Here is a 20086-nt window from a genome sequence, read left to right as displayed (position 1 = left end):
GCCATGCAAGACCTGACCATCATCGCCGCCACCGGCACCGCCCTTCCCGCGCCCCGGCAGAACCGCCACTATATCGCAGGGGCCTGGGTGGACAGCGCGGGCGATACGATTGACCGGCTGTCCCCGGCGCATGGCGTGCTGGTCAGCCGCTCGGCCGATGGCACCGCCGCCGATGCCGAGGCTGCGATTGCCGCCGCCCGCGCCGCCTTTGACGATGGCCGCTGGAGCCGCCTTTCGGGCAGGGCCCGCGCTGCGGTGCTGCTGCGTGTGGCCGATCTGATCGAGGCGAATGTCGATGATTTCGCGCTGATCGAGACGCTGGAAACCGGCAAGCCGATTTCGCAGGCGCGGGGCGAGGTTGCCGGTGCTGCTGACCTCTGGCGCTATGCGGCCGCGCTGGCCCGGACCGTGCAGGGCGACAGCCACAATGCGCTGGGCGAGGATATGCTGGCCGTGGTGCTGAAAGAACCCATCGGCGTCGTTTCCATCATCACGCCATGGAACTTTCCGTTCTGGATACTGGGCCAGAAGCTGCCCTTTGCGCTGGCCGCCGGCTGCACCTGCGTGGTGAAACCGTCGGAAATGACGCCCTCTACCACCGTGATGCTGTGCGATCTGCTGGCACAGGCGGGGCTGCCCGCCGGGGTGGTGAATGTGGTGCTGGGCTATGGCCAGACGGTTGGAGCGGTGCTGACGGCGCACAGCCAAGTGGATATGGTGACATTCACGGGCTCCACCGCCGTGGGCAAGCAGATCACCCGCACGGCGGGCGATACGCTGAAAAAGGTGGCGCTGGAACTGGGCGGCAAGAACCCGCAGGTGATCTTTCCCGATGCCGATCTTGCCAGCGCCGCCGATGCCGTGACCTTCGGCACCTATTTCAACGCGGGCCAGTGCTGCAACGCGGGCAGCCGGATCATCGTGCATGAGGATATCGCCGATGATTTCGTGGCGCGGGTGGTGGCCCTGTCGCGCCGCGTGGCCTTTGGCGACCCGCTGGACCCCGCAACGCAGGTGGGGGCCATCGTGACCCCCGAACACGCGGCGAAGATCGACGCCGCCGTGCAGGCTGCCGTGGCCGAAGGCGCATCGGTGGTGCTGGGCGGCGCGGCGCTGGCCGTGCCGGGGCTTGGGCCGCAATTCTACCAGCCCAGCGTGATCCGTGGCGTGACGCCCGGCATGGCCATCGCGCGGGACGAGGTGTTCGGCCCCGTGCTGACGGTGTTGACCTTCCGCACGCTGGACGAGGCGATTGCCCTGACCAATGACGCCACCTATGGCCTCAGCGCCGGTGTGTGGAGCGAGAACATCCACACCTGTCTGGCCTTTGCCCGCGCCGCGCAGGCCGGAACGGTCTGGACGAACACCTGGATGGACGGTTTCCCCGAAGTGACATTTGGCGGCATGAAACAATCGGGGCAGGGGCGCGAGCTGGGCCGCTACGGGTTGGAGGAATTCCTTGAGGTGAAATCCCTTGTCATGCGGGTGGGCCGCACAAGGACGCCTTGGGTAAACGGCCCCTGACGGTTCGTCGGGGAGGAGAACGAACAACGCAAACATCGGGAGGATGATCTTATGCGTGGTGTATTCGGGCGTAAAATGACGGTGATCGCGGCGCTGCTGGCCTCGACGGGCATGGCTGTGGCCGAGGATGTGGAAGTGCTGCACTGGTGGACCAGTGGCGGCGAGGCTGCGGCGCTGAACGTGCTGAAGGATGATCTGGCCACCAAGTCGATCGGTTGGGTGGACATGCCGGTGGCTGGTGGCGGCGGTGAGGCGGCGATGACCGCGCTGCGCGCCCGGGTGACAGCGGGCGATCCGCCCACGGCGGTGCAGATGCTGGGCTTCGACATTCTGGACTGGGCGGGCGAGGATGCGCTGGGCGATCTGACCGAAGTCGCCGCTGCCGAAGGCTGGGATGCCGTGGTGCCCGCCGCTTTGCAGGGGTTCTCCAAGCATGACGGCAAGTGGATCGCCGCGCCCGTGAACGTGCATTCGACCAACTGGGTCTGGATCAACAAGGCCGCACTGGATGCGGCAGGCGGCAAGGCCCCCGAGAGCTGGGAAGAACTGGTGGCCGTGCTGGACGCGATGAAGGCCAATGGCATCACGCCGCTGGGCCATGGCGGGCAGGCCTGGCAGGATGCCACGGTGTTTGACGGCATCGTGCTGGGCATGGGCAATGATTTCTACAAGGCCGCCTTCATCGACCTTGATCCGGCAACGCTGGGCGGCGAACAGATGGCCGAAGCCTTCAACCGGCTGATCACGCTGAGCACCTATGTCGATGCCAACTTCTCGGGCCGTGACTGGAACCTGGCTTCGGCCATGGTGATCAACGGCGAGGCGGGGATGCAGATGATGGGCGACTGGGCCAAGGGCGAATTCATCAAGGCGGGCAAAGTGCCGGGCACCGATTTCGTCTGCATCCGCTTCCCCGGCACGCAAGGCTCTGTCACCTTCAACTCTGACCAGTTCGCGATGTTCGGGGTCGAGGGTGAGGGCGCGCAGGCGGCACAGGGCGCCATGGCCTCGGCCATCATGAACCCGGTGTTCCAGTCGGCGTTCAACGTGGTCAAGGGCTCAGCCCCGGCCCGCACCGATGTGCCGAACGACGCCTTCGACGATTGCGGCAAAAAGGCCATGGCCGATCTGGCCGAGGCGAACACGGCAGGCTCGCTTTTCGGCTCCATGGCGCATGGCCATGCCGCCCCGGCCTCGGTCAAGAACGCGACCTATGACGTGATCACCGCGGCCTTCAACGGCGAATATGCCGATGGCGCTACCGCTGCTGCCGCGCTGGCCGAGGCTGTCGCCGCCGCGCAGTAATCAACGGCGGGGGGTGGTTCGCGCCACCCCCCGGACCCGCGACGCAACTTCCTGCGAAGGAACTTGCAAAGGTTTCCGAAAACGTGTGCCGCATCCAGGGCGGCAGGAAGGGGCATGCCATGGCCGCGTCAAGCGCCGTCGATTTCCGCACGCGGTTGCAGGACTGGCTGCCTAAGCTTGTGCTGGCCCCGTCCTTTGCCGTGACGCTGCTGTTCGTCTATGGCTTCATCCTGTTCACCATCTTTCTGTCCTTTACCGGATCAAAGATGCTGCCCCGCTTCACCTGGGTGGGGTTCGAGAATTATGAAAAGCTGTGGGCGCTGCCTGCGTGGCACACCGCCATCGTCAACATCGCCATCTTTGCCAGCCTTTACATCGTCATCTGCACCGCCATCGGGCTGATGCTGGCGATATTTCTGGATCAGAAGATCCGGGGCGAGGGGATGCTCAGGCCGATCTATCTTTACCCGATGGCTCTGTCGTTCATCGTCACCGGCACCGCGTGGAAATGGTTTCTCGATCCTGGCATCGGGTTGCAGCATGTGATGCGCCAGTGGGGGTGGGAAAGCTTTACCTTCACCTGGATCAAGGACAGCGACATGGCGATCTACACCATCGTCTTGGCCGCCGTCTGGCAGACCTCGGGCTTTGTCATGGCGATGTTTCTGGCGGGCCTGCGCGGGATCGACAACGAGATCCTCAAGGCCGCGCAGATCGACGGCGCGTCGAACTGGCAGCTTTACCGCCGTATCGTGATCCCGCTGCTGCGCCCGGCGTTCCTGTCGGCCTTCGTGATCCTGTCGCACCTTGCGATCAAGTCTTACGATCTTGTGGTGGCGCTGACCGGCGGCGGCCCGGGCCGGGCGACCGAGATGCCTGCTACCTTCATGTATTCCTACACCTTCACCCGCAACCAGATGGGTATCGGGGCCTCATCGGCGGTGATCATGCTGATGACCATCGCGGCGATCATGGTGCCCTACCTTTACGCCGAACTGAAGGAGAAGAAGTGATGGCTGCCGTCGCACAGGATACGGCCGTTTCGACGGGCCGCGTCACCCGGGTGTTCATCTACCTTGTTCTGCTGCTGTTCGCGCTGTTCTACCTGCTGCCGCTGTATGTGATGGGCATCAATTCGGTCAAACCGCTGTCCGAGATCACCGGCGGCAACATGATGGCCTTGCCGCAAGTCTGGACGCTGGCCCCCTGGGCCTCGGCCTGGTCCACCGCCCAGATCGGGGTGGAGCCGACGGGGCTGAAGCCCTATTTCCTGAATTCCATCCTGATGGTGGTGCCCGCCGTGGCCATCTCCAGCATCGTGGGCGCTCTGAACGGCTATATCCTGACCAAGTGGCGCTTTCGCGGCGATACCTGGGTGTTCGGGCTGATGCTGTTTTCCTGTTTCATCCCGTTCCAGATCGTGCTGATCCCGATGGCGGTGGTGTTGGGCAAGCTGGGGCTGGCGGGCTCGGTTCCCGGGCTGATCCTGGTGCATGTGGTCTATGGCATCGGCTTTACCACGCTTTACTTCCGCAACTATTATGCCGCCTTTCCGACCGAGCTGATCCGCGCGGCGCAGATTGATGGCGCGGGGTTCTTCCGCATCTTCTGGCGCATCCTGCTGCCGGTGTCGGGGCCCATCGCCGTGGTCAGCGTGATCTGGCAATTCACGAATATCTGGAATGATTTCCTGTTCGGCGCATCCTTTGGCGGCACATCGCAGCCGATGACGGTGGCGCTGAACAATCTGGTGCAATCCTCCACCGGGGTGAAGGAATACAACGTGCATTTCGCCGGTGCGATCCTTGCCGCCCTTCCCACCCTGTTCGTCTATATCGTCGCAGGCCGCTACTTCGTGCGCGGTCTGATGGCCGGCTCTGTCAAAGGATAACGCCGATGGGATTTCTGGATATCCGCAATGTCACCAAATCCTACGGGAATGTCGAAGTGCTGCACCATGTCGACATCACGGTCGAGGAAAGCGAATTTCTGGTGCTGGTCGGCCCGTCGGGCTGTGGCAAATCCACGCTTTTGAACATGATCGCGGGGCTGGAGGCGATTTCCAGCGGCGAGATCGCGATCAAGGGCCGCGTGGTGAACAACGTGCATGCGTCCAAGCGCAACATCGCCATGGTGTTCCAGTCCTACGCGCTTTACCCCAACATGACCGTGGGCCAGAACATGACCTTCGGGCTGGAAATGCACGGCGTGCCCAAGCCCGAGCGGGAACGCGCGCTGGCCGATGTGGCCAAGCTGTTGCAAATAGATCATCTGGTGGACCGCAAGCCGGGCCAGCTTTCGGGCGGGCAACGGCAGCGCGTGGCGATGGGCCGCGCTTTGGTGCGCAACCCCGATGTGTTCCTGTTCGACGAACCCTTGTCGAACCTTGATGCGAAACTGCGCGTGGACATGCGGACCGAGATCAAGAAGCTGCACCAGAAGCTGCGCACCACCATCGTCTATGTGACCCATGACCAGATCGAGGCGATGACCCTTTCGACCCGCATCGCGGTGATGAACAAGGGCTATGTGCAGCAGCTTGGCACCCCGAAAGAGATTTACGACACGCCCGCCAACATCTTTGTCGCCACCTTCATGGGCAGCCCCGCGATGAACATCCTGCCCGCGCGCGTGGTGGTCGAGGGCGGCCGCCCGCATGCCCGGATTGCCGATGCCGAAGGTGTGGCGCGGCTGTTGCCGTTTTCGCAGGCCAATCTGGCGGGCTGGGAAGGGCGCGAGATCCTGCTGGGCATCCGCCCCGAGGCGATCACAGACCCCGAAGGCGCCGACCGCAAATCCGCCAATATCGTGCCACTGACCAACCGCGTCAGCGTGACCGAACCGGCAGGGTCCGACACCTATGTGACCATGACCCTGTCGGGCAAGGATGTGATCGCACGGATGCGGGCCGATGCCAGTGTGGAACCGGGGCAGGTGTTTGACTTTGCGGTCAACATGGAAAAGGCCGTAGCCTTTGATCCGCAGACAGAGGAACGGATAAAGGCATAATGCAACCTGACGTCATCATCATCGGTTCAGGCATGGGCGGGGCCACGCTGGCGGCGGGGCTTGCGGCCTCGGGGCGGCGCGTGCTGATCCTGGAACGGGGCGCGCGGCTGGCCGACAGTGCCGAAGCGCGCGATCCGGCAGCGATCTTTCAGCGCGGCCATTTCAAACCGGCCGAGGTCTGGCATGATGCCAAGGGCCAGCCCTTCAGCCCCGGCAATTATGCCTTTGTCGGCGGCAATACCAAGTTCTACGGGGCCGTGCTGCTGCGCTACCGCGCCGAGGATTTCAGCCCGCTGCGGCATATCGCAGGAACCACACCCGGCTGGCCGATCAGCTATGACGTGCTGGAGCCGTTCTACAGCCGGGCGGAGGCGCTGTATCGCGTGCGGGGTGATCTGGGGGGCGACCCCACCGAACCCCCGCATTCCGCGCCCTATTCTTTTCCCCCCGTGCCGGATGAACCCGACATCGCCACCCTGCGCCGGGCCTTTGCGGCGCAGGGGCTGCATGTGTCGTCGCTGCCCTTGGGCGTGGATATCGACCGCTGGCTGGCCCGTGCCAGAACCGGCTGGGATGCCTTTCCCGACACCACCGGGGCCAAGTCGGATGCCGAAAACTGCGCGCTGGCCGAGGCGCTGCGCCACCCGAATGTCACGCTGATGACGGGGGCAAAGGTTGTGGCCCTGCAATCGGCAGGCCGCCGGGTGACGGGGGTTGAGGTGGATCATGGCGGTGCGCGGACGGTGATCCACGCGCCTGTTGTCTGCCTTTGTGCCGGGGCCGTCATGTCGGCCGCGCTGCTGCTGGCCTCGGCCAATGCCGATCACCCTACCGGGCTGGCCAACCGGTCCGATCAGGTGGGGCGCAATTTCATGAACCACAATCTGACCGGCATGGTGGCCTATAACCCTTTGCGGCGGAACCGGACGGTTTATGAAAAAACCATCCAGTTCAACGACTGGTATCTGACTGGCGGACCGAAGGGCGAGCCTTTGGGCAATGTGCAGATGCTGGGGCGCATTACCGGCCCGATACTGGCGGGCGAGGCGGGGATGCCGCTTTGGCTGGCGCATCATGTGGCAGAGCATTCGATTCACATCATGGCCATGTCGGAAGATCTGCCCGACCCCGCCTCGCGCGTGCTGTGGCGCAAAGGGGGTGTGGTGCTGGACTGGAAGCGCACCAATGTGGCCGCGCATGATCTGCTGGTGAAACGGCTGAAGGCCGCGATGCGCCGGGCGGGCTGGCCCATCGTTCTGTCGCGCGGCTTTCCCAAATCGAAGCCCAGCCACCAATGTGGCACGGCGCGCATGGGGGCAGACCCTGCCACATCAGTGGTGGATGTGAACCTGCGCGCGCATGATCTGGACAACCTCTATATCGTCGATGCGTCGGTGCTGCCCACATCGGCGGCGGTCAACCCGTCGCTGACCATCGCGGCGCTGGCGCTGCGGGCGGCCGGGCATATCCAGACCCGGGGGCAGGCCGCATGACGCCCCTTGCCCTTGTCACCGGCGGCCAGCAGGGCATCGGCCTGGGCATCGCCACGGCGCTGGCCGGGGCGGGGTTCCGCATCGCCATCGCCTCGTTGCCCGCGCCGGACCATCCGCAGGTGCAGGCGGCACTGACGCAGCTTGGCCCGCAGACCGGCTATTTCCAGCACGATCTGGCCTTGGCCGAGGCCGTACCGGCCCTGATCGACCGGATCGAGGCGGCGATGGGGCCGGTGTCGGCGCTGGTGCAGAACGCGGGCGTGGCCGCCCCGGTGCGCGGCGACATGCTGGATATCACGCCCGCGAATTTCGACATTGTGACCGGCATCAACCTGCGCGGGGCGTTCTTTGTGGCGCAGGCAATGGCGCGGCGGATGATCACCCGCGAGGCTGGCCCCTACCGGTCCATCACTTTCATCACCTCGGTTTCCGCGCGGATGGCCAGTGTGGAGCGTGCCGATTACTGCATATCGAAGGCCGGGGCGGCGATGGCGGCGCAGGCGCTGGCGCTGCGGCTGGCGCCGCTGGGCATCGGCGTATTCGAACTGCGCCCCGGCATCATCGCCACCGGCATGACCGAGGGCGTGAAGGATACCTACACCGCCCGCATCGCCGGTGGTCTGGTGCCTGCCGCGCGCTGGGGGCAACCGGCGGATATTGGGTCTGTCGTGGTGCCGATTGCCACGGGGCAGATGGCCTTTGCCACCGGGGCGGTGATCCCGGTGGATGGCGGACTTTCGGTGCAAAGGCTCTGACCCATGGACGATTACGATTTCATCATCATCGGCGGCGGCTCGGCGGGGTCTGTTCTGGCGGCGCGGCTGTCGGAAAACCCCGCCACCCGCGTTCTGCTGCTGGAGGCGGGCGGGCGCGACCGGCACCCGTTTTTCCACCTGCCCGCAGGATTTGCCAAGATGACCAAGGGCATCGGGTCATGGGGCTGGCATACGGTTCCGCAGCGGCACATGAACAACATGGTGATCCGCTATACGCAAGCCAAGGTGATCGGTGGCGGGTCGTCGATCAACGCGCAGATCTACACTCGCGGCGCGGCGCAGGATTATGACGACTGGCGGCAGGCGGGCTGCGCGGGCTGGGGCTATGACGATGTGCTGCCCTTTTTCCGCAAGGCCGAGGACAATGACACCTACAACAACCGCTATCACGGCAAAGGCGGGCCGCTGGGTGTGTCGAAACCCGCAGCCCCCTTGCCGATTTGTGAGGCGTATTTTCAGGCGGCGGGCCAGTTGGGCATCCCGTTCAACGCCGACATGGCGGGCGAGCGACAGGATGGCGTGGGCTATTACCAGTTGACCCAGCGCAATGTGCGGCGGTCATCAGCCTCCATCGCCTATCTGAACCCCAACCGGGGGCGGAAAAACCTGACCATCCGCACCGACGCGCAGGTGTTGCGGATTGTGGTCGAGCATGGCCGCGCCGTGGGGGTGGAAACCGACAGGGGCATTCTGCGCGCGGGGGCCGAGGTGATCCTGTCTTGCGGGGCCATCGGATCACCGCGCCTGTTGCAACTGTCGGGCATCGGGCCGGCCGATCATCTGGCGGGGCTTGGCATCCCCGTGGTGCTGGACAAGCCGCAGGTGGGGGCAAACCTGCAAGACCACCTCGATCTGTTCGTGATCGCCGAATGCACCGGGCCGCATACTTATGATCGCTATGCCAAACCGCTGTGGTCCGCCGTGGCGGCGCTGCAATATCTGGCGACACGCAGCGGGCCGGTGGCCTCGTCCCTGTTCGAAACCGGGGGGTTCTGGTATGCCGAACCCACTGCCCGTTCGCCCGACATCCAGTTCCATCTGGGTCTGGGGTCAGGGATCGAGGCCGGGGTGGCGGCGATGCCGCAGGGCGGTGTCACTCTGAACTCTGCCTTCCTGCGGCCCCGGTCGCGCGGCACGGTGCGGCTGGGTTCGGCCGACGCCCGGGCCGCGCCTTTGATCGACCCGAATTACTGGGAAGACCCCTATGACCGCGAAATGTCGATCCGCGGCCTGAAACTGGCGCAGGAGATCATGCAGCAGTATGCGCTGCGTCCCTATGTCAAGGCCGAACGGCTGCCCGGGCCGGATGTGCGCACAGATGAGGATTACTTCCGCTATGCCTGCGCCCATGCCAAGACCGACCATCACCCCGCAGGCACCTGCCGGATGGGCATCGACGCGGGCGCGGTGGTTGACCCCAGCCTGCGCTTCAACGGAATCGAGCGGCTGCGCGTCATCGACGCTTCGATCATGCCCACCGTCGTATCCTCGAACACCAACGCAACCGCCATCATGATTGGCGAAAAGGGGGCAGACATGATCAAATCCGCATGGGGGCTGCAATGATCCGCCATATCGTTCTGGTCCGTTTCCGGCCCGATGTGGCGGAAACGGCCATAGCCGCGATCTTTGACGATCTGCGGGCGATCGAGGGCAAGGTGCCGGGCCTGTCCTCCATCTGCGCCGGGCGCAGCGAAAGCCCGGAACAGATCGAGCGCGGCTATCTGCACGGCTTTACCGTGGATTTTGCCGATTGGGCCGCTTTGGCCGCCTATCAGGCGCATCCCGACCATCAGCGGGTGGGCGCGGCTCTGGTCGCGCATGCGGCGGGCGGGATTGACGGCATCCTTGTCTTTGACCTTGCCTGCTAGGGGCTTGCCATGCTGATCCTGCCCACCGCCGCGAACACGCTTGAACCCTACCGCCTGACGGGCGAGCCGCTGGTGGCCCGCGCCCCCCGTGTGGCCCTGACCCGCACCGCCTTTGCCGCCGCCCATGTGGTCAGCGACCCGTTGCGCGAACGCAACCCGTGGGATACGCGGCCTGCGGTGGATTGGGATGCAACCCTGGGTTTCCGGCAGCAGTTGTGGGATCAGGGCCTCGGGCTGGCCGAGGCGATGGATACCGCGCAGCGCGGCATGGGGGTGGATTGGCCCACCGCGCTGGAACTGATCCAGCGCACCATGGCTGCGGCACAGGCCCACCCGATGCGCCCCCGTGTGGCCTGCGGGGTGGGGACGGACCATCAGCCCTTGTCAGCGCTGACCGATGCGGATGCCATCCTCGCCGCCTATACCCATCAAGCCGAGGCGATCGAGGCGGCGGGCGGCCAGTTGATCCTGATGGCCAGCCGGGCCTTTACCGCCATCGGCGCGGGGCCTGACACCTATCACCATGTCTATCGCCGCCTGATCGACGGCGCGCAGCAACCGGTAATCCTGCACTGGCTGGGTGCGATGTTTGACCCGGCGCTGGCGGGTTACTGGGGTGCGGCGGATCTGGCTGCGGCAGAGGATTTCGTGCTGTCGCTGATTGCCGGGAACCCCGAACGGGTGGACGGCATCAAGATTTCCCTGCTGGACCACGCACAGGAAGAGGCGTTCCGCGCAAGGCTGCCCGCCGGTGTGCGGCTTTATACCGGTGACGATTTCAACTATGCCCCGCTGATCGCCGGGGATGCCACGCACCATTCCCACGCCCTGCTGGGCATCTTTGCCGCCATCGCCCCCGCCGCGTCACAGGCGCTGGAGGCGCTGGCATTGGGCGACCACGCCACCTATGACCGCCTGCTGGCCCCCACCGTGCCGCTGTCGCGCGAGATTTTCCGCACGCCCACCCGGTTCTACAAGGCGGGCATCGCGTATCTGGCGTGGCTGAACGGCCATCAGGGGCATTTCATCATGCCCGCCGGGTTTCAATCCAGCCGCGACATCGTGCATTATGCCGAAGTGTTCCGGCTGGCCGATCAGGCGGGGCTGCTGGCGCAGCCCGATCTGGCCGTGGCGCGGATGAAGGTGCTGCTGGCGCTGCACGGGGTTTCACAGGGCTAGGGCATGGCGCGCAGACCGACGATCATTGATGTGGCCAAAGAGGCCGGTGTGTCAAAATCGACGGTCAGCCTTGTGTTGCAGAACAGCCCGCTGGTAAAGGCCGAAACCCGTGCGGATGTGCGCCGCGCGATGGCCGATCTGGGCTATGTCTACAACCGTTCGGCGGCCAATCTGCGGATGTCGAATGCGGGGCTGATCGGGCTGGTGATCAACGATCTGCGCAACCCGTTCTTCACCGAATTCGCAACCTCGGTGCAGATGGCGCTGTCGGCGCGGGGCTATGCCACGGTGCTGGCCAATACCGATGAAAACCCTGCGTTGCAGGCGCAGGTCACCTCGGCGATGATCGAGCATGGCGTGTCGGCGCTGATCCTGTCGCCCGCTTACGGCGACGAGGAGGCGACCTTTGGCGCAATCGCCCGGGCGGGCATTCCGGCGATGCAGGTGCTGCGTCAGGTGGTGCCTGCCGAGCGTTTTCCCTTTGCCGCGCCAGATTATGAAAGCGGCGGGCGGCTGGCGGCACAGCATCTGCTGGCGCGGGGGGCGCGGCAGATCGCCTTTGTCGGCGGGCTGGATGGCCGGGCAGTGACGCGGCTGCGCATGTCGGGCTATCTGGCGGTGCTGGCCGGGGCGGGGCTGACGCCCACCGTGCTGCCCGGCCGCCCGGGCCGGGCCTTTGGCCGCGAGGTGGCCCGCCGGCTGGCGCTGGATTATCCGCAGATCGACGCGGTGATCTGCTTCAACGATCTGGTGGCGCTTGGCCTGCTGTCGGGCTGCGCCGAGATCGGCCGCCGGGTGGGCAGCGACCTGATGGTCGTGGGCTTTGACGATATCGAGGATTGCGCGCTGGTCTGGCCCGGGCTGACCACGGTAAGCTGCGACATCGCCCGCTTTGGCCAGACCTGTGCGGCAACCGTTCTTGCCTGGCTGGAGGATGGCACGGCACCACCCACCGACACCCATTCACCCGTCACGCTGATCCGCCGCGCCTCGACCGGCGACTGACACCGCTAGCAGTCAGAACCACTGACCCGGCTCCATCAGCCCCAGATCCATCAGTTGTTGCGAGTGCCAGCGGAACTCGGTCGAATTGTGCCAGCGAAAATTGGGAATGTCGAAACGTGACCCCGGGTTGGCGCGCAGGGCCTTGGCCGTGCGGAACGAACACAGCGCCGTGGTGATGTTGTTGTGCCAGGGGCAGGCGTAGGTATTGTATTCCTCGTCCGAGAAGGTGAAATCGGGCCGCAGCACCAGCCCCTCCCTGGCGCGGAACAGGGCGATGCGGTCGATCTTGCGGCGGTGCGGGGGAATGTGTTCCTCGAACCGCCAGCGCAGGCCGCCAAAGAAATCAAGCTGGCGTTCGCGCGGATGGCCATGGTTGGCCGGGTCGGGGCGGCCAAGGGCATAATAGCCGGAACGGTCCAGAAAGGCATCCTCCAGCGCCACGGCGCTGGGGTGGCGGTGCAGATCGCCGGCATAAAGATCAATCACATAGGTCAGCAGTGCATCGCGCCGTTCCTCGGTGTGAAAGGCGATCAGGTCGCGGATGCTGCGCGTTTCGCAAAAGGGAAAGAACAGGTATTCGGCGTTGAAGCCGTAAAACATCCACAGCCCCGGTGCTGCGGCGATCAGCCGGTTCACCGCACTGACCAGCGCGCCCTCGGCAAAGACATCATAGGTGACGCGGGTTATCTGCGCCTCCAGCGGCGCGGGCAGGACCACCTCGGGCGGGGCCAGCAGCACGACGGAACGAAAACCCGCAGCGATATGGTGGCGCAGGGTGCTGTCAACCTCGACCAGATCCTCGGCCATGATCAGCGCAAGCGGTCCCTTTGCCAGCGTTGTCCGGCGCTCTGCCAGAAATTCCGAAAGCCCGTCATAGCGCATGCTGCCCCCGCCCGATACCAGGCTGTTCGCGGCAAAATCGGCCAAGCCACGCCGCAATGCAAGCCCCGCCGCAGCCTGTGGCCGTGCGATGGCCGGGCAGACGTTGCCCTTGGCCGGCTTTTTCGTGTAGAACCCCGCATCGCGCCCGTTGATCGGGGTGCAAAAGGATCCCACGATGCCCGACCCCGCAAAACAGCCCGACCTGCCCGAAACGCCCGACGCGAAAAAGCTGTTCATCAAGACCTATGGCTGCCAGATGAATGTCTATGACAGCGAACGCATGGCCGAAACGCTGGGCGCGCAGGGCTATGTGGCGACGGATACGGCCGAAGACGCCGACATGGTGCTGATCAACACCTGCCACATCCGCGAAAAGGCGTCGGAAAAGCTGTTTTCCGATCTGGGGCGGCTGCGCCCGCTGAAACTGGCAAAGCCCGGCATGAAGATTGGCGTTGCGGGCTGCGTGGCCCAGGCCGAGGGGGCCGAGATATTGCGCCGCGCGCCGCAGGTCGATCTGGTGGTGGGGCCGCAAAGCTATCACCGGCTGCCGCAGATGATCCGCGCCGAGGGCCAGGTGATCGACACCGACTTCCCGCTTGAGGACAAGTTCGACCATCTGCCCGAACGCAAGGCCACGCGCGGCCCGTCGGCCTTTCTGACGGTGCAGGAGGGCTGTGACAAGTTCTGCGCCTTTTGCGTGGTGCCCTATACCAGGGGCGGCGAGGTCAGCCGCCCGGCCACGCGCCTTCTGGCCGAGGCGCGGGCGCTGGTGGAAAAGGGCGTGCGCGACATCACGTTGCTGGGGCAGAACGTCAACGCCTATCACGGGGCGGGCGAGGGTGGAGATTGGGGCCTGGCCCGTCTGGTGCGCGCACTGGCGCGGATCGACGGGTTGCAGCGCATCCGCTACATGACTTCGCACCCCAATGACATGGGTGATGACCTGATCGCGGCCCATGGCGACGAGCCCAAGCTGATGCCCTATCTGCATCTGCCGGTGCAGTCGGGGTCTGACCGCATTCTGAAGGCGATGAACCGCAAGCATACGGCGGCGCAATATCTGGCGCTGATCGAACGGTTTCGCGCGGCGCGGCCCGACATCTTGCTGACCTCGGATTTCATTGTGGGCTTTCCGGGCGAAACCGATGCCGATTTCGAGGATACGCTGGCGCTGGTGCGGGCGGTGAATTACGGCATGGCCTATTCCTTCAAATACTCTGCGCGGCCCGGCACGCCTGCGGCGGAAAAGCCGGGGGTGGACAGTGCGGTGGCCGACGAGCGGCTGCAACGGCTGCAAACGCTGCTGACCGAACAGCAGCAGGCGGCGCAGCAGGCGATGGTCGGGCGCGAGGTGGGCGTGCTTTATGACAAGCCGGGGCGGATGCCGGGGCAGATGGTGGGCAAGTCCGACCACCTGCATGCGGTGCATGTGGCCGATGCCGCGGGGCAGGTGGGCGAACTGGTGCGGGTGCGCGTTACGGCTGCCTCGACCAATTCGCTGGCGGCTGTGCGGCTGTAGGCTTTGCCTTGTTTCCGCCATGATTGTAATGGCGTGCCCGATTCCGCTTTGGCGCGCCTCAAGCAACAAATAGTCTATCTTATTGATGTGACCGCATAGATTTTGCTTTACTTCGCAATTGCCCGGCGGCAAATCTGTAACAAGATCGTGGGATTGTTTGATTTGAAGGGGGCTGCGGCAGTGGAACGGCGGATTTCCAGGGCATTGCGGATGGCGATCGGGGGCCTGGCACTTGCGGCAGCGGTCGCTGATCCGCTGTCCGTCATGGCGCAGACACAGCCACAAGTGGCAGGGCGGATCGAATGGGGCGTGTGGATCGATCCTGACGGCTGCATGCACTATTATGCGGATGGCGGGCTGGAAGGCTATATGGTCGACCGGGTGAACCCGCAGACCGGCAAGCCCGTTTGCCTGAAGCTGAACACCTGCCTGGTGGAAAACACCGACACGCTGTTTGCGACCGACAGCGCGAAACTGACGCCGCATGGCCGCGCCCGGCTGGAAAGTTTCTTCCGCAGCTCGGATGCCTTCGGTTTCGCCATCTATGGCCATACCGACAGCCGCGCGTCCGATGAATACAACATTGGCCTGTCGCAGCGGCGCGCCGCATCCGTCGCGGCGGTGGCCCGATCGGTGGGTGCCTTTGTGGAGCGTGAGATCGGCTTTGGCGAGCGTGAGCCGGTGGCCAGCAATGCCACCGCCGAAGGGATGCAGCGCAATCGCCGCGTCGAAGTCGTCTGCTACAGGTGGTGATGATGAAAAGCATGAAATTTGCCGTGATGGGTGTGGGGTTGGCGTTGCTGGGGGCCTGCACCTCGGCGGGCGGCGTCGGGCCGGATGGCCAGCCGCGCCTGATCGCGCAGCCTGCCGACACCAGCTTCTTCGACCGCAAGCCGCTTGAGAACGGCCGGGCGGCGATTGCCTATGACCCGGACGGCTGCCAGAACTGGCTGATCGACGATGGCGCCGAAGGTTACGCCAGCCGCCGCCGCGACCCGCGCTCGGGCCTTCCGGTGTGCAACAACCAGTTCCCGCCGGGTTATGTGGTGAATGAATACCGCACGAACCGCTTCCCCGACATCCTGCCGAATTGATCCGGGCAGACACCAGACCAAAGGCCGCGGCATCGCCCGCGGCCTTTTGCTTTGGCGTGCCCGGTTTTGCGGCGGGCCTTGGGCACGCTGCCGCCACGTTACGCAAATGTCATGGCAAATCCCTTGCCTTGTGGCCGATGCAGTCGCACACTCTAGATATACCCTCTGTCTGCACATCCCCCGTTCACCCTGCCTGCTAGAAGGAGAACTCCTTGGGCATCAGCGCGCTGACCCCCCCGACCCGTCCCGAAGATATGGTAGAAACGCTTCTGGAATTTCCCGACAACCGTGTTCTGATCGACCTTTGCGGCGAATTTGACCGTAACCTGGCACAGATCGAACATCAGATGGGGGTGCATGTGCTGAGGCGCGGCAACCGTCTGGCGGTGATCGGCGACAAGGGCGCGCGGGAGCAGGCAGCGGCGGTGCTGCGGGCGCTTTATGCGCGGCTCGAATCAGGGCGCGGCCTTGCCGCCGGCGACATTGACGGCGCGATACGGATGGGCCGACCGATGAGCGACATCGTGCGCAACCCCGGCGAACAGATCGAAATGTTCACGCCGGGAAAATACGAACTGCGCACCCGCAAGAAGCCCGTCGATCCGCGGACCGAGGCGCAGAAAGCCTATGTGAAGAACCTGTTCGATCACGAGATGGCCTTTGGCATCGGGCCAGCCGGCACCGGCAAGACCTATCTGGCCGTCGCCGTTGGCGTGACCATGCTGATCGGTGGCGCGGTGGACAAGATCATCCTGTCCCGCCCCGCGGTCGAGGCGGGCGAGCGGCTGGGCTTTCTGCCTGGCGACATGAAGGAAAAGATCGACCCCTACATGCAGCCGCTTTACGACGCGCTGAATGATTTCCTGCCGCAAAAGCAGCTGGCCAAGCTGATGGAGGAAAAGCGGATCGAGATCGCACCGCTGGCCTTCATGCGGGGCCGCACGCTGGCCAATGCCTTTGTCGTGCTGGACGAGGCGCAGAACGCCACGACCATGCAGATGAAGATGTTCCTGACCCGTCTGGGTGAGGGCTCGCGCATGGTCATCACCGGCGACCGCACCCAGATCGACCTGCCGCGCGGCACCGCCAGCGGGCTGGCCGATGCCGAGCGTATCCTGAAGGATGTCAAAGGCGTCAGCTTCAACTACTTCACCTCGAAGGATGTAGTGCGGCATGCGCTTGTCGCCCGGATCATCGAGGCGTATGAGGCGCATGATGGAGCCTCTGGTTGACACAGTGATCGAAGACCCGCGCTGGCAAGGCTTTGGCCTTGCCGAACGGGCGGATATGGCGGCAGCGGCAACGCTTGCCGCCATGTCATTGCCGCGCGAAGGGTTCAGCCTGTGCCTGATGGGTTGCGACGATGCCCGGATCGCGGAACTGAACGGCGCATTCCGCGCCAAGGGCCAGCCGACCAACGTTCTGTCCTGGCCGTCGGAAGAGCGTGGTTCGGAATTTTCGGGCGAGGCGCCGCAGCCGCCCGAACCCGGCACAGCCGATGACCCGACCGAACTGGGCGACATTGCGCTTGCCTGGGATACCTGCGCGCGCGAGGCGCTGGAACAGGGCAAGACAATGCAGGATCATGTCACGCATCTGATCGTGCATGGCCTGTTACATTTGCTGGGCTATGATCACGAAGATGATGACGATGCCGAATTGATGGAAAGCACCGAGACCCGTATACTGGCTCAGCTTGGTGTGGCCGACCCTTACTGACGGCAGCGCGCGGCTTTGTGGAATTTTTTGGAAAAGGACCGATGGGCAGTAGCAACGACGGGTCTCTGGCAGCGCAGAGCGCGCTGGGACCGAACACAGACGAACCCGCTGAACCGGGGCAAACAGGGTTTTTCAGCCGCTTGCTGAGCGCCTTTTCCCCCTCTGACAACGGGTCAGCCGCGGCAGACACGCCATCGGCGACAGCATCCCCCGCAAACGGCAACCTGAACCTGCCCGGCATCGGCAACCTGCGCCGCCTGCGGGTCGACGATGTGGCGATCCCGAAGGTGGAGATCGCCGCCGTGCCGCTGGAGATTGGCCGCGATGAGCTGGTCGAGGTGTTCCGCAAGCAGGGCTTTTCGCGGATGCCAGTCTACAAGGGGTCGCTTGACCACCCGCAGGGTCTGGTATTGCTGAAGGATCTGGCCTTGCAGCACGGTTTCGGCAGCGGCGGGCGGTTCAGCTTGCGCAACCTGCTGCGGCCCGTGCTTTATGCCCCGCCATCGATGCCTATCGGCGTGCTGTTGCAGAAGATGCAGCGCGAACGGGTGCATATGGCGCTGGTGATCGACGAATATGGCGGGGTGGATGGTCTTGTGACCATCGAAGACCTGATCGAAACGGTGATCGGCCAGATCGACGATGAACATGACGAGGCCGAGGGCGCATTGTGGGCACAGGAAAAGCCCGGTGTCTATCTGGTGCAATCCCGCGCGCCTCTGGACGAGTTCGAGGCCGAGATCGGGCTCAAGTTGCGGCTGGGCGAGGATGACGAGGATATCGACACGCTGGGCGGGCTGATCTTCTTGCGAATCGGCCGGGTGCCGGCGCGGGGCGAGATTGTGGCGCATGAAAGCGGGGCCGAGTTCGAGGTGATCGACGCGGATCCCCGGCGGATCAAGCGGCTGCGTGTGCGCCTGCCGGGCGCGCAGGCGACGCCGGTGGCGCTGCTGGCCAAGCCCGAGCCCGAGAGGCTGGAACCGTCAGGCCCGGCGGGGGCCTGATTTCAATGCCGCTGACCCTGCCTGCGTCTTGCGCCGGGTCGGCGGTTCCGGTCACGGAAGCAGGTGCCGCAACCACTTGTGGCAGGCTTGCACACGGTGCGGTGCAGGCAGGCTGCGCCGGGCCGCGCAGATTTGCACCCGCCTTGGCGGCAACGGGCCATCGCTGGTGACTGTGCCGATCATGCAACCGCGGGTTCGCCACCTGGCGCTGTCACCGCGCCTGCGGCTGGTGGCGGCCTTTGGCTGTGGTGCCGCCATGGCGCTGGGGCAGGCTCCGCTTGGCGTCTGGCCCGCCACGCTGGCAGGCTTTGCGGCGCTGGTCTGTGTGCTGGGGCAGGCTGCGGGGCCACGGGCGGCGGCATGGACGGCGCTGTTCGGCGGCGCGGGGCATTTCGTGCTTGCGCTGAGCTGGATCATCGAACCCTTTCTGATCGACATTGCCCGGCATGGCTGGATGGCCCCTTTCGCGCTGGTGCTGATGGGGTTTGGTCTTGCGCTGTTCTGGGCGGCGGCGGGGGCGCTGGCAGCCTTGGTTACAGGTCCGCGCCGCGCCCTGCTGTTTGCCTTGGCCCTGACAGCGGCGGAACTGGCGCGCGGCCATGTGCTGACCGGCTTTCCTTGGGCCTTGCCGGGCCATGTCTGGGTTGGCTGGACGCCCGCGCAGGTGGCGGGGCTGATAGGCCCTACCGGCCTCACGGGTCTGACATTGCTGGCTGCGGCCCTGCCGGTGGCATTCCGCTGGCGTGGGCTGGCGGCGGCGCTGCTGCTGCTGGGGGCGATGGCCGGATATGGCCAGATGCGGTTGGCCGCCCCCGACCCTATCCCCCGCGATGCCACCCTGCGGCTGGTGCAGCCCAATGCCGACCAGCGCACCAAATGGCAGCCCGGCATGGTGGAAATGCTGTTTGACCGGCAGTTGGAATATACCGCTGCCCTGCCGCGCCCCGATCTGGTGATCTGGCCCGAAACCGCGGTGCCATGGCTGCTGGATGATGCGCCGGGGGCCCTTCAGGCGATTGCCGAAGCCGGCGCAGGCGTGCCGGTGGCGGTGGGCATCCAGCGGGCCCAGGGATTGCGCTATTTCAACAGCCTTGCGGTGATCGGCCCCGATGCCGGGGTGCAGGCGCTGTATGACAAGCACCATCTGGTGCCCTTTGGCGAATACATTCCTTACGGCGATACCATGGCCGACTGGTTCGGCATCACGGCCTTTGCCACGCAGGAAGGCAACGGCTATTCCCCGGGGCCGGGGGCGGCGGTGCTGGATCTGGGCGGAGCGCTTGGCAAGATGCTGCCGCTGATCTGCTACGAGGCGGTGTTTCCGCAGGATCTGCGGGCAGCGCCGGGCCGGGCCGACTGGATCCTGCAGATCACCAACGACGGCTGGTTCGGCACCCTGACCGGCCCCTATCAGCATCTGGCGCAGGCCCGGTTGCGCGCCATCGAGCAGGGCCTGCCGCTGGTGCGGGTGGCCAATACCGGCGTGTCGGCGCTGATCGACGCGCGGGGCCGGGTGCTTGCTCAGATCCCGCTGGGTGCAGCCGCCTACCGCGATGTCACCCTGCCCGGCGCGTTGCCCCTGACCCCCTATGCCCGTTTTGGCGAGTGGCCGGTGACGGGCCTGTTGCTGGCGGGACTCGCGGCCCTGTTGATGTTCCGGCGGCGGGTCTGAAGGCTTGACCCTTCCGGGGCGGGCGTGTAGCGCG

19 protein-coding genes are annotated in these 20086 nt (G+C 65.1%); 18 read left to right on the top strand and 1 reads right to left on the bottom strand.

Annotated elements, in window-relative coordinates:
- Positions 1-3: 3 nt before the first annotated feature.
- The 11 genes from GEU84_RS07490 (at position 4) to GEU84_RS07440 (ending at position 12162) form a co-directional block, all read left to right on the top strand.
- On the top strand, positions 4-1524 hold the full coding sequence (locus GEU84_RS07490; RefSeq protein ID WP_152824566.1) for an aldehyde dehydrogenase family protein: 1521 nt from the start codon (positions 4-6) through the stop codon (positions 1522-1524).
- Positions 1525-1575: 51 nt separating this feature from the next.
- On the top strand, positions 1576-2829 hold the full coding sequence (locus GEU84_RS07485; protein WP_217438516.1) for an ABC transporter substrate-binding protein: 1254 nt from the start codon (positions 1576-1578) through the stop codon (positions 2827-2829).
- A 119-nt stretch (positions 2830-2948) separates the two neighbouring features.
- The gene (locus GEU84_RS07480) at positions 2949-3842 is read left to right on the top strand and encodes a carbohydrate ABC transporter permease (protein ID WP_152824567.1); all 894 of its coding nucleotides are present in this window, start codon (positions 2949-2951) and stop codon (positions 3840-3842) included.
- On the top strand, positions 3842-4720 hold the full coding sequence (locus tag GEU84_RS07475) for a carbohydrate ABC transporter permease (RefSeq protein WP_152824568.1): 879 nt from the start codon (positions 3842-3844) through the stop codon (positions 4718-4720). Before GEU84_RS07480 ends, GEU84_RS07475 begins: the two co-directional genes overlap by 1 nt.
- A 5-nt stretch (positions 4721-4725) precedes the next feature.
- Positions 4726-5838, top strand: coding sequence for an ABC transporter ATP-binding protein (locus GEU84_RS07470; protein ID WP_152824569.1), 1113 nt, complete (start codon positions 4726-4728; stop codon positions 5836-5838).
- Positions 5838-7331, top strand: a complete 1494-nt coding sequence (locus GEU84_RS07465) for an FAD-dependent oxidoreductase (RefSeq protein ID WP_152824570.1) — start codon at positions 5838-5840, stop codon at positions 7329-7331. The genes GEU84_RS07470 and GEU84_RS07465 overlap by 1 nt, the downstream gene beginning before the upstream one ends.
- Complete coding sequence (locus GEU84_RS07460; protein WP_152824571.1) at positions 7328-8086, top strand: 3-ketoacyl-ACP reductase; 759 nt, start codon at positions 7328-7330, stop codon at positions 8084-8086. Before GEU84_RS07465 ends, GEU84_RS07460 begins: the two co-directional genes overlap by 4 nt.
- Positions 8087-8089: 3 nt before the next feature.
- On the top strand, positions 8090-9673 hold the full coding sequence (locus GEU84_RS07455; RefSeq protein ID WP_152824572.1) for a GMC family oxidoreductase: 1584 nt from the start codon (positions 8090-8092) through the stop codon (positions 9671-9673).
- Entirely contained in the window at positions 9670-9978 is a 309-nt protein-coding gene (locus GEU84_RS07450; RefSeq protein WP_152824573.1) for a Dabb family protein, read from the top strand. The genes GEU84_RS07455 and GEU84_RS07450 overlap by 4 nt, the downstream gene beginning before the upstream one ends.
- 9 nt (positions 9979-9987) lie before the next feature.
- Positions 9988-11157: a dihydrodipicolinate synthase family protein gene (locus GEU84_RS07445; RefSeq protein WP_152824574.1), complete on the top strand. Its 1170-nt coding sequence runs from the start codon at positions 9988-9990 to the stop codon at positions 11155-11157.
- A gap of 3 nt (positions 11158-11160) precedes the next feature.
- Positions 11161-12162 (top strand): LacI family DNA-binding transcriptional regulator, encoded by a 1002-nt coding sequence (locus tag GEU84_RS07440; protein WP_152824575.1) that lies wholly within the window; start codon positions 11161-11163, stop codon positions 12160-12162.
- Between the two features lie 12 nt (positions 12163-12174).
- Here the strand turns inward: GEU84_RS07440 and GEU84_RS07435 are convergent, their stop codons facing one another.
- Positions 12175-13044, bottom strand: a complete 870-nt coding sequence (locus tag GEU84_RS07435) for a hypothetical protein (RefSeq protein WP_152825088.1) — start codon at positions 13042-13044, stop codon at positions 12175-12177.
- 175 nt (positions 13045-13219) lie between these two features.
- Between GEU84_RS07435 and miaB the strand changes: the two genes are divergently transcribed.
- The 7 genes from miaB to lnt all read left to right on the top strand — a co-directional run bounded on the left by miaB (position 13220) and on the right by lnt (position 20052).
- A complete protein-coding gene (gene miaB / locus GEU84_RS07430; protein ID WP_152824576.1) occupies positions 13220-14563 on the top strand; it encodes a tRNA (N6-isopentenyl adenosine(37)-C2)-methylthiotransferase MiaB in 1344 nt (447 codons plus the stop codon).
- 210 nt (positions 14564-14773) lie between these two features.
- Positions 14774-15316 carry an OmpA family protein gene (locus GEU84_RS07425; protein WP_152824577.1) on the top strand — a complete coding sequence of 181 codons (543 nt, stop codon included), beginning with the start codon at positions 14774-14776 and terminating at the stop codon, positions 15314-15316.
- A 2-nt stretch (positions 15317-15318) separates the two neighbouring features.
- Positions 15319-15657 (top strand): hypothetical protein, encoded by a 339-nt coding sequence (locus GEU84_RS07420; protein ID WP_152824578.1) that lies wholly within the window; start codon positions 15319-15321, stop codon positions 15655-15657.
- A 212-nt stretch (positions 15658-15869) separates the two neighbouring features.
- The gene (locus tag GEU84_RS07415; protein WP_420899273.1) at positions 15870-16889 is read left to right on the top strand and encodes a PhoH family protein; all 1020 of its coding nucleotides are present in this window, start codon (positions 15870-15872) and stop codon (positions 16887-16889) included.
- Positions 16873-17376, top strand: coding sequence for an rRNA maturation RNase YbeY (gene ybeY / locus GEU84_RS07410; RefSeq protein WP_152824579.1), 504 nt, complete (start codon positions 16873-16875; stop codon positions 17374-17376). The genes GEU84_RS07415 and ybeY overlap by 17 nt, the downstream gene beginning before the upstream one ends.
- A gap of 41 nt (positions 17377-17417) precedes the next feature.
- Entirely contained in the window at positions 17418-18380 is a 963-nt protein-coding gene (locus tag GEU84_RS07405; protein WP_152824580.1) for a hemolysin family protein, read from the top strand.
- Between the two features lie 181 nt (positions 18381-18561).
- The gene (gene lnt / locus GEU84_RS07400) at positions 18562-20052 is read left to right on the top strand and encodes an apolipoprotein N-acyltransferase (RefSeq protein WP_152824581.1); all 1491 of its coding nucleotides are present in this window, start codon (positions 18562-18564) and stop codon (positions 20050-20052) included.
- Positions 20053-20086 lie beyond the last annotated feature (34 nt).

This window comes from Fertoeibacter niger, assembly GCF_009380135.2.
Taxonomy (GTDB): Bacteria; Pseudomonadota; Alphaproteobacteria; order Rhodobacterales; family Rhodobacteraceae; genus Fertoeibacter; species Fertoeibacter niger.
The sequence above is the reverse complement of the archived record's forward strand: the minus strand, read 5'-3'. Positions and strand labels throughout refer to the sequence as shown.

Excerpts from the sequence above, each read along its gene's own strand:
- GEU84_RS07440 (WP_152824575.1), top strand. The coding sequence starts at position 11,161 with ATGGCGCGCAGACCGACGATCATTGATGTGGCCAAAGAGGCCGGTGTG.
- GEU84_RS07470 (WP_152824569.1), top strand. The coding sequence starts at position 4,726 with ATGGGATTTCTGGATATCCGCAATGTCACCAAATCCTACGGGAATGTC.
- GEU84_RS07425 (WP_152824577.1), top strand. The coding sequence starts at position 14,774 with ATGGCGATCGGGGGCCTGGCACTTGCGGCAGCGGTCGCTGATCCGCTG.
- GEU84_RS07405 (WP_152824580.1), top strand. The coding sequence starts at position 17,418 with ATGGGCAGTAGCAACGACGGGTCTCTGGCAGCGCAGAGCGCGCTGGGA.
- GEU84_RS07450 (WP_152824573.1), top strand. The coding sequence starts at position 9,670 with ATGATCCGCCATATCGTTCTGGTCCGTTTCCGGCCCGATGTGGCGGAA.
- GEU84_RS07475 (WP_152824568.1), top strand. The coding sequence starts at position 3,842 with ATGGCTGCCGTCGCACAGGATACGGCCGTTTCGACGGGCCGCGTCACC.
- miaB (WP_152824576.1), top strand. The coding sequence starts at position 13,220 with ATGCCCGACCCCGCAAAACAGCCCGACCTGCCCGAAACGCCCGACGCG.
- GEU84_RS07485 (WP_217438516.1), top strand. The coding sequence starts at position 1,576 with ATGCGTGGTGTATTCGGGCGTAAAATGACGGTGATCGCGGCGCTGCTG.
- GEU84_RS07490 (WP_152824566.1), top strand. The coding sequence starts at position 4 with ATGCAAGACCTGACCATCATCGCCGCCACCGGCACCGCCCTTCCCGCG.
- GEU84_RS07460 (WP_152824571.1), top strand. The coding sequence starts at position 7,328 with ATGACGCCCCTTGCCCTTGTCACCGGCGGCCAGCAGGGCATCGGCCTG.
- GEU84_RS07480 (WP_152824567.1), top strand. The coding sequence starts at position 2,949 with ATGGCCGCGTCAAGCGCCGTCGATTTCCGCACGCGGTTGCAGGACTGG.
- GEU84_RS07420 (WP_152824578.1), top strand. The coding sequence starts at position 15,319 with ATGAAAAGCATGAAATTTGCCGTGATGGGTGTGGGGTTGGCGTTGCTG.
- GEU84_RS07435 (WP_152825088.1), bottom strand. The coding sequence starts at position 13,044 with ATGCGCTATGACGGGCTTTCGGAATTTCTGGCAGAGCGCCGGACAACG.
- GEU84_RS07465 (WP_152824570.1), top strand. The coding sequence starts at position 5,838 with ATGCAACCTGACGTCATCATCATCGGTTCAGGCATGGGCGGGGCCACG.
- ybeY (WP_152824579.1), top strand. The coding sequence starts at position 16,873 with ATGGAGCCTCTGGTTGACACAGTGATCGAAGACCCGCGCTGGCAAGGC.
- GEU84_RS07455 (WP_152824572.1), top strand. The coding sequence starts at position 8,090 with ATGGACGATTACGATTTCATCATCATCGGCGGCGGCTCGGCGGGGTCT.
- lnt (WP_152824581.1), top strand. The coding sequence starts at position 18,562 with ATGCAACCGCGGGTTCGCCACCTGGCGCTGTCACCGCGCCTGCGGCTG.
- GEU84_RS07445 (WP_152824574.1), top strand. The coding sequence starts at position 9,988 with ATGCTGATCCTGCCCACCGCCGCGAACACGCTTGAACCCTACCGCCTG.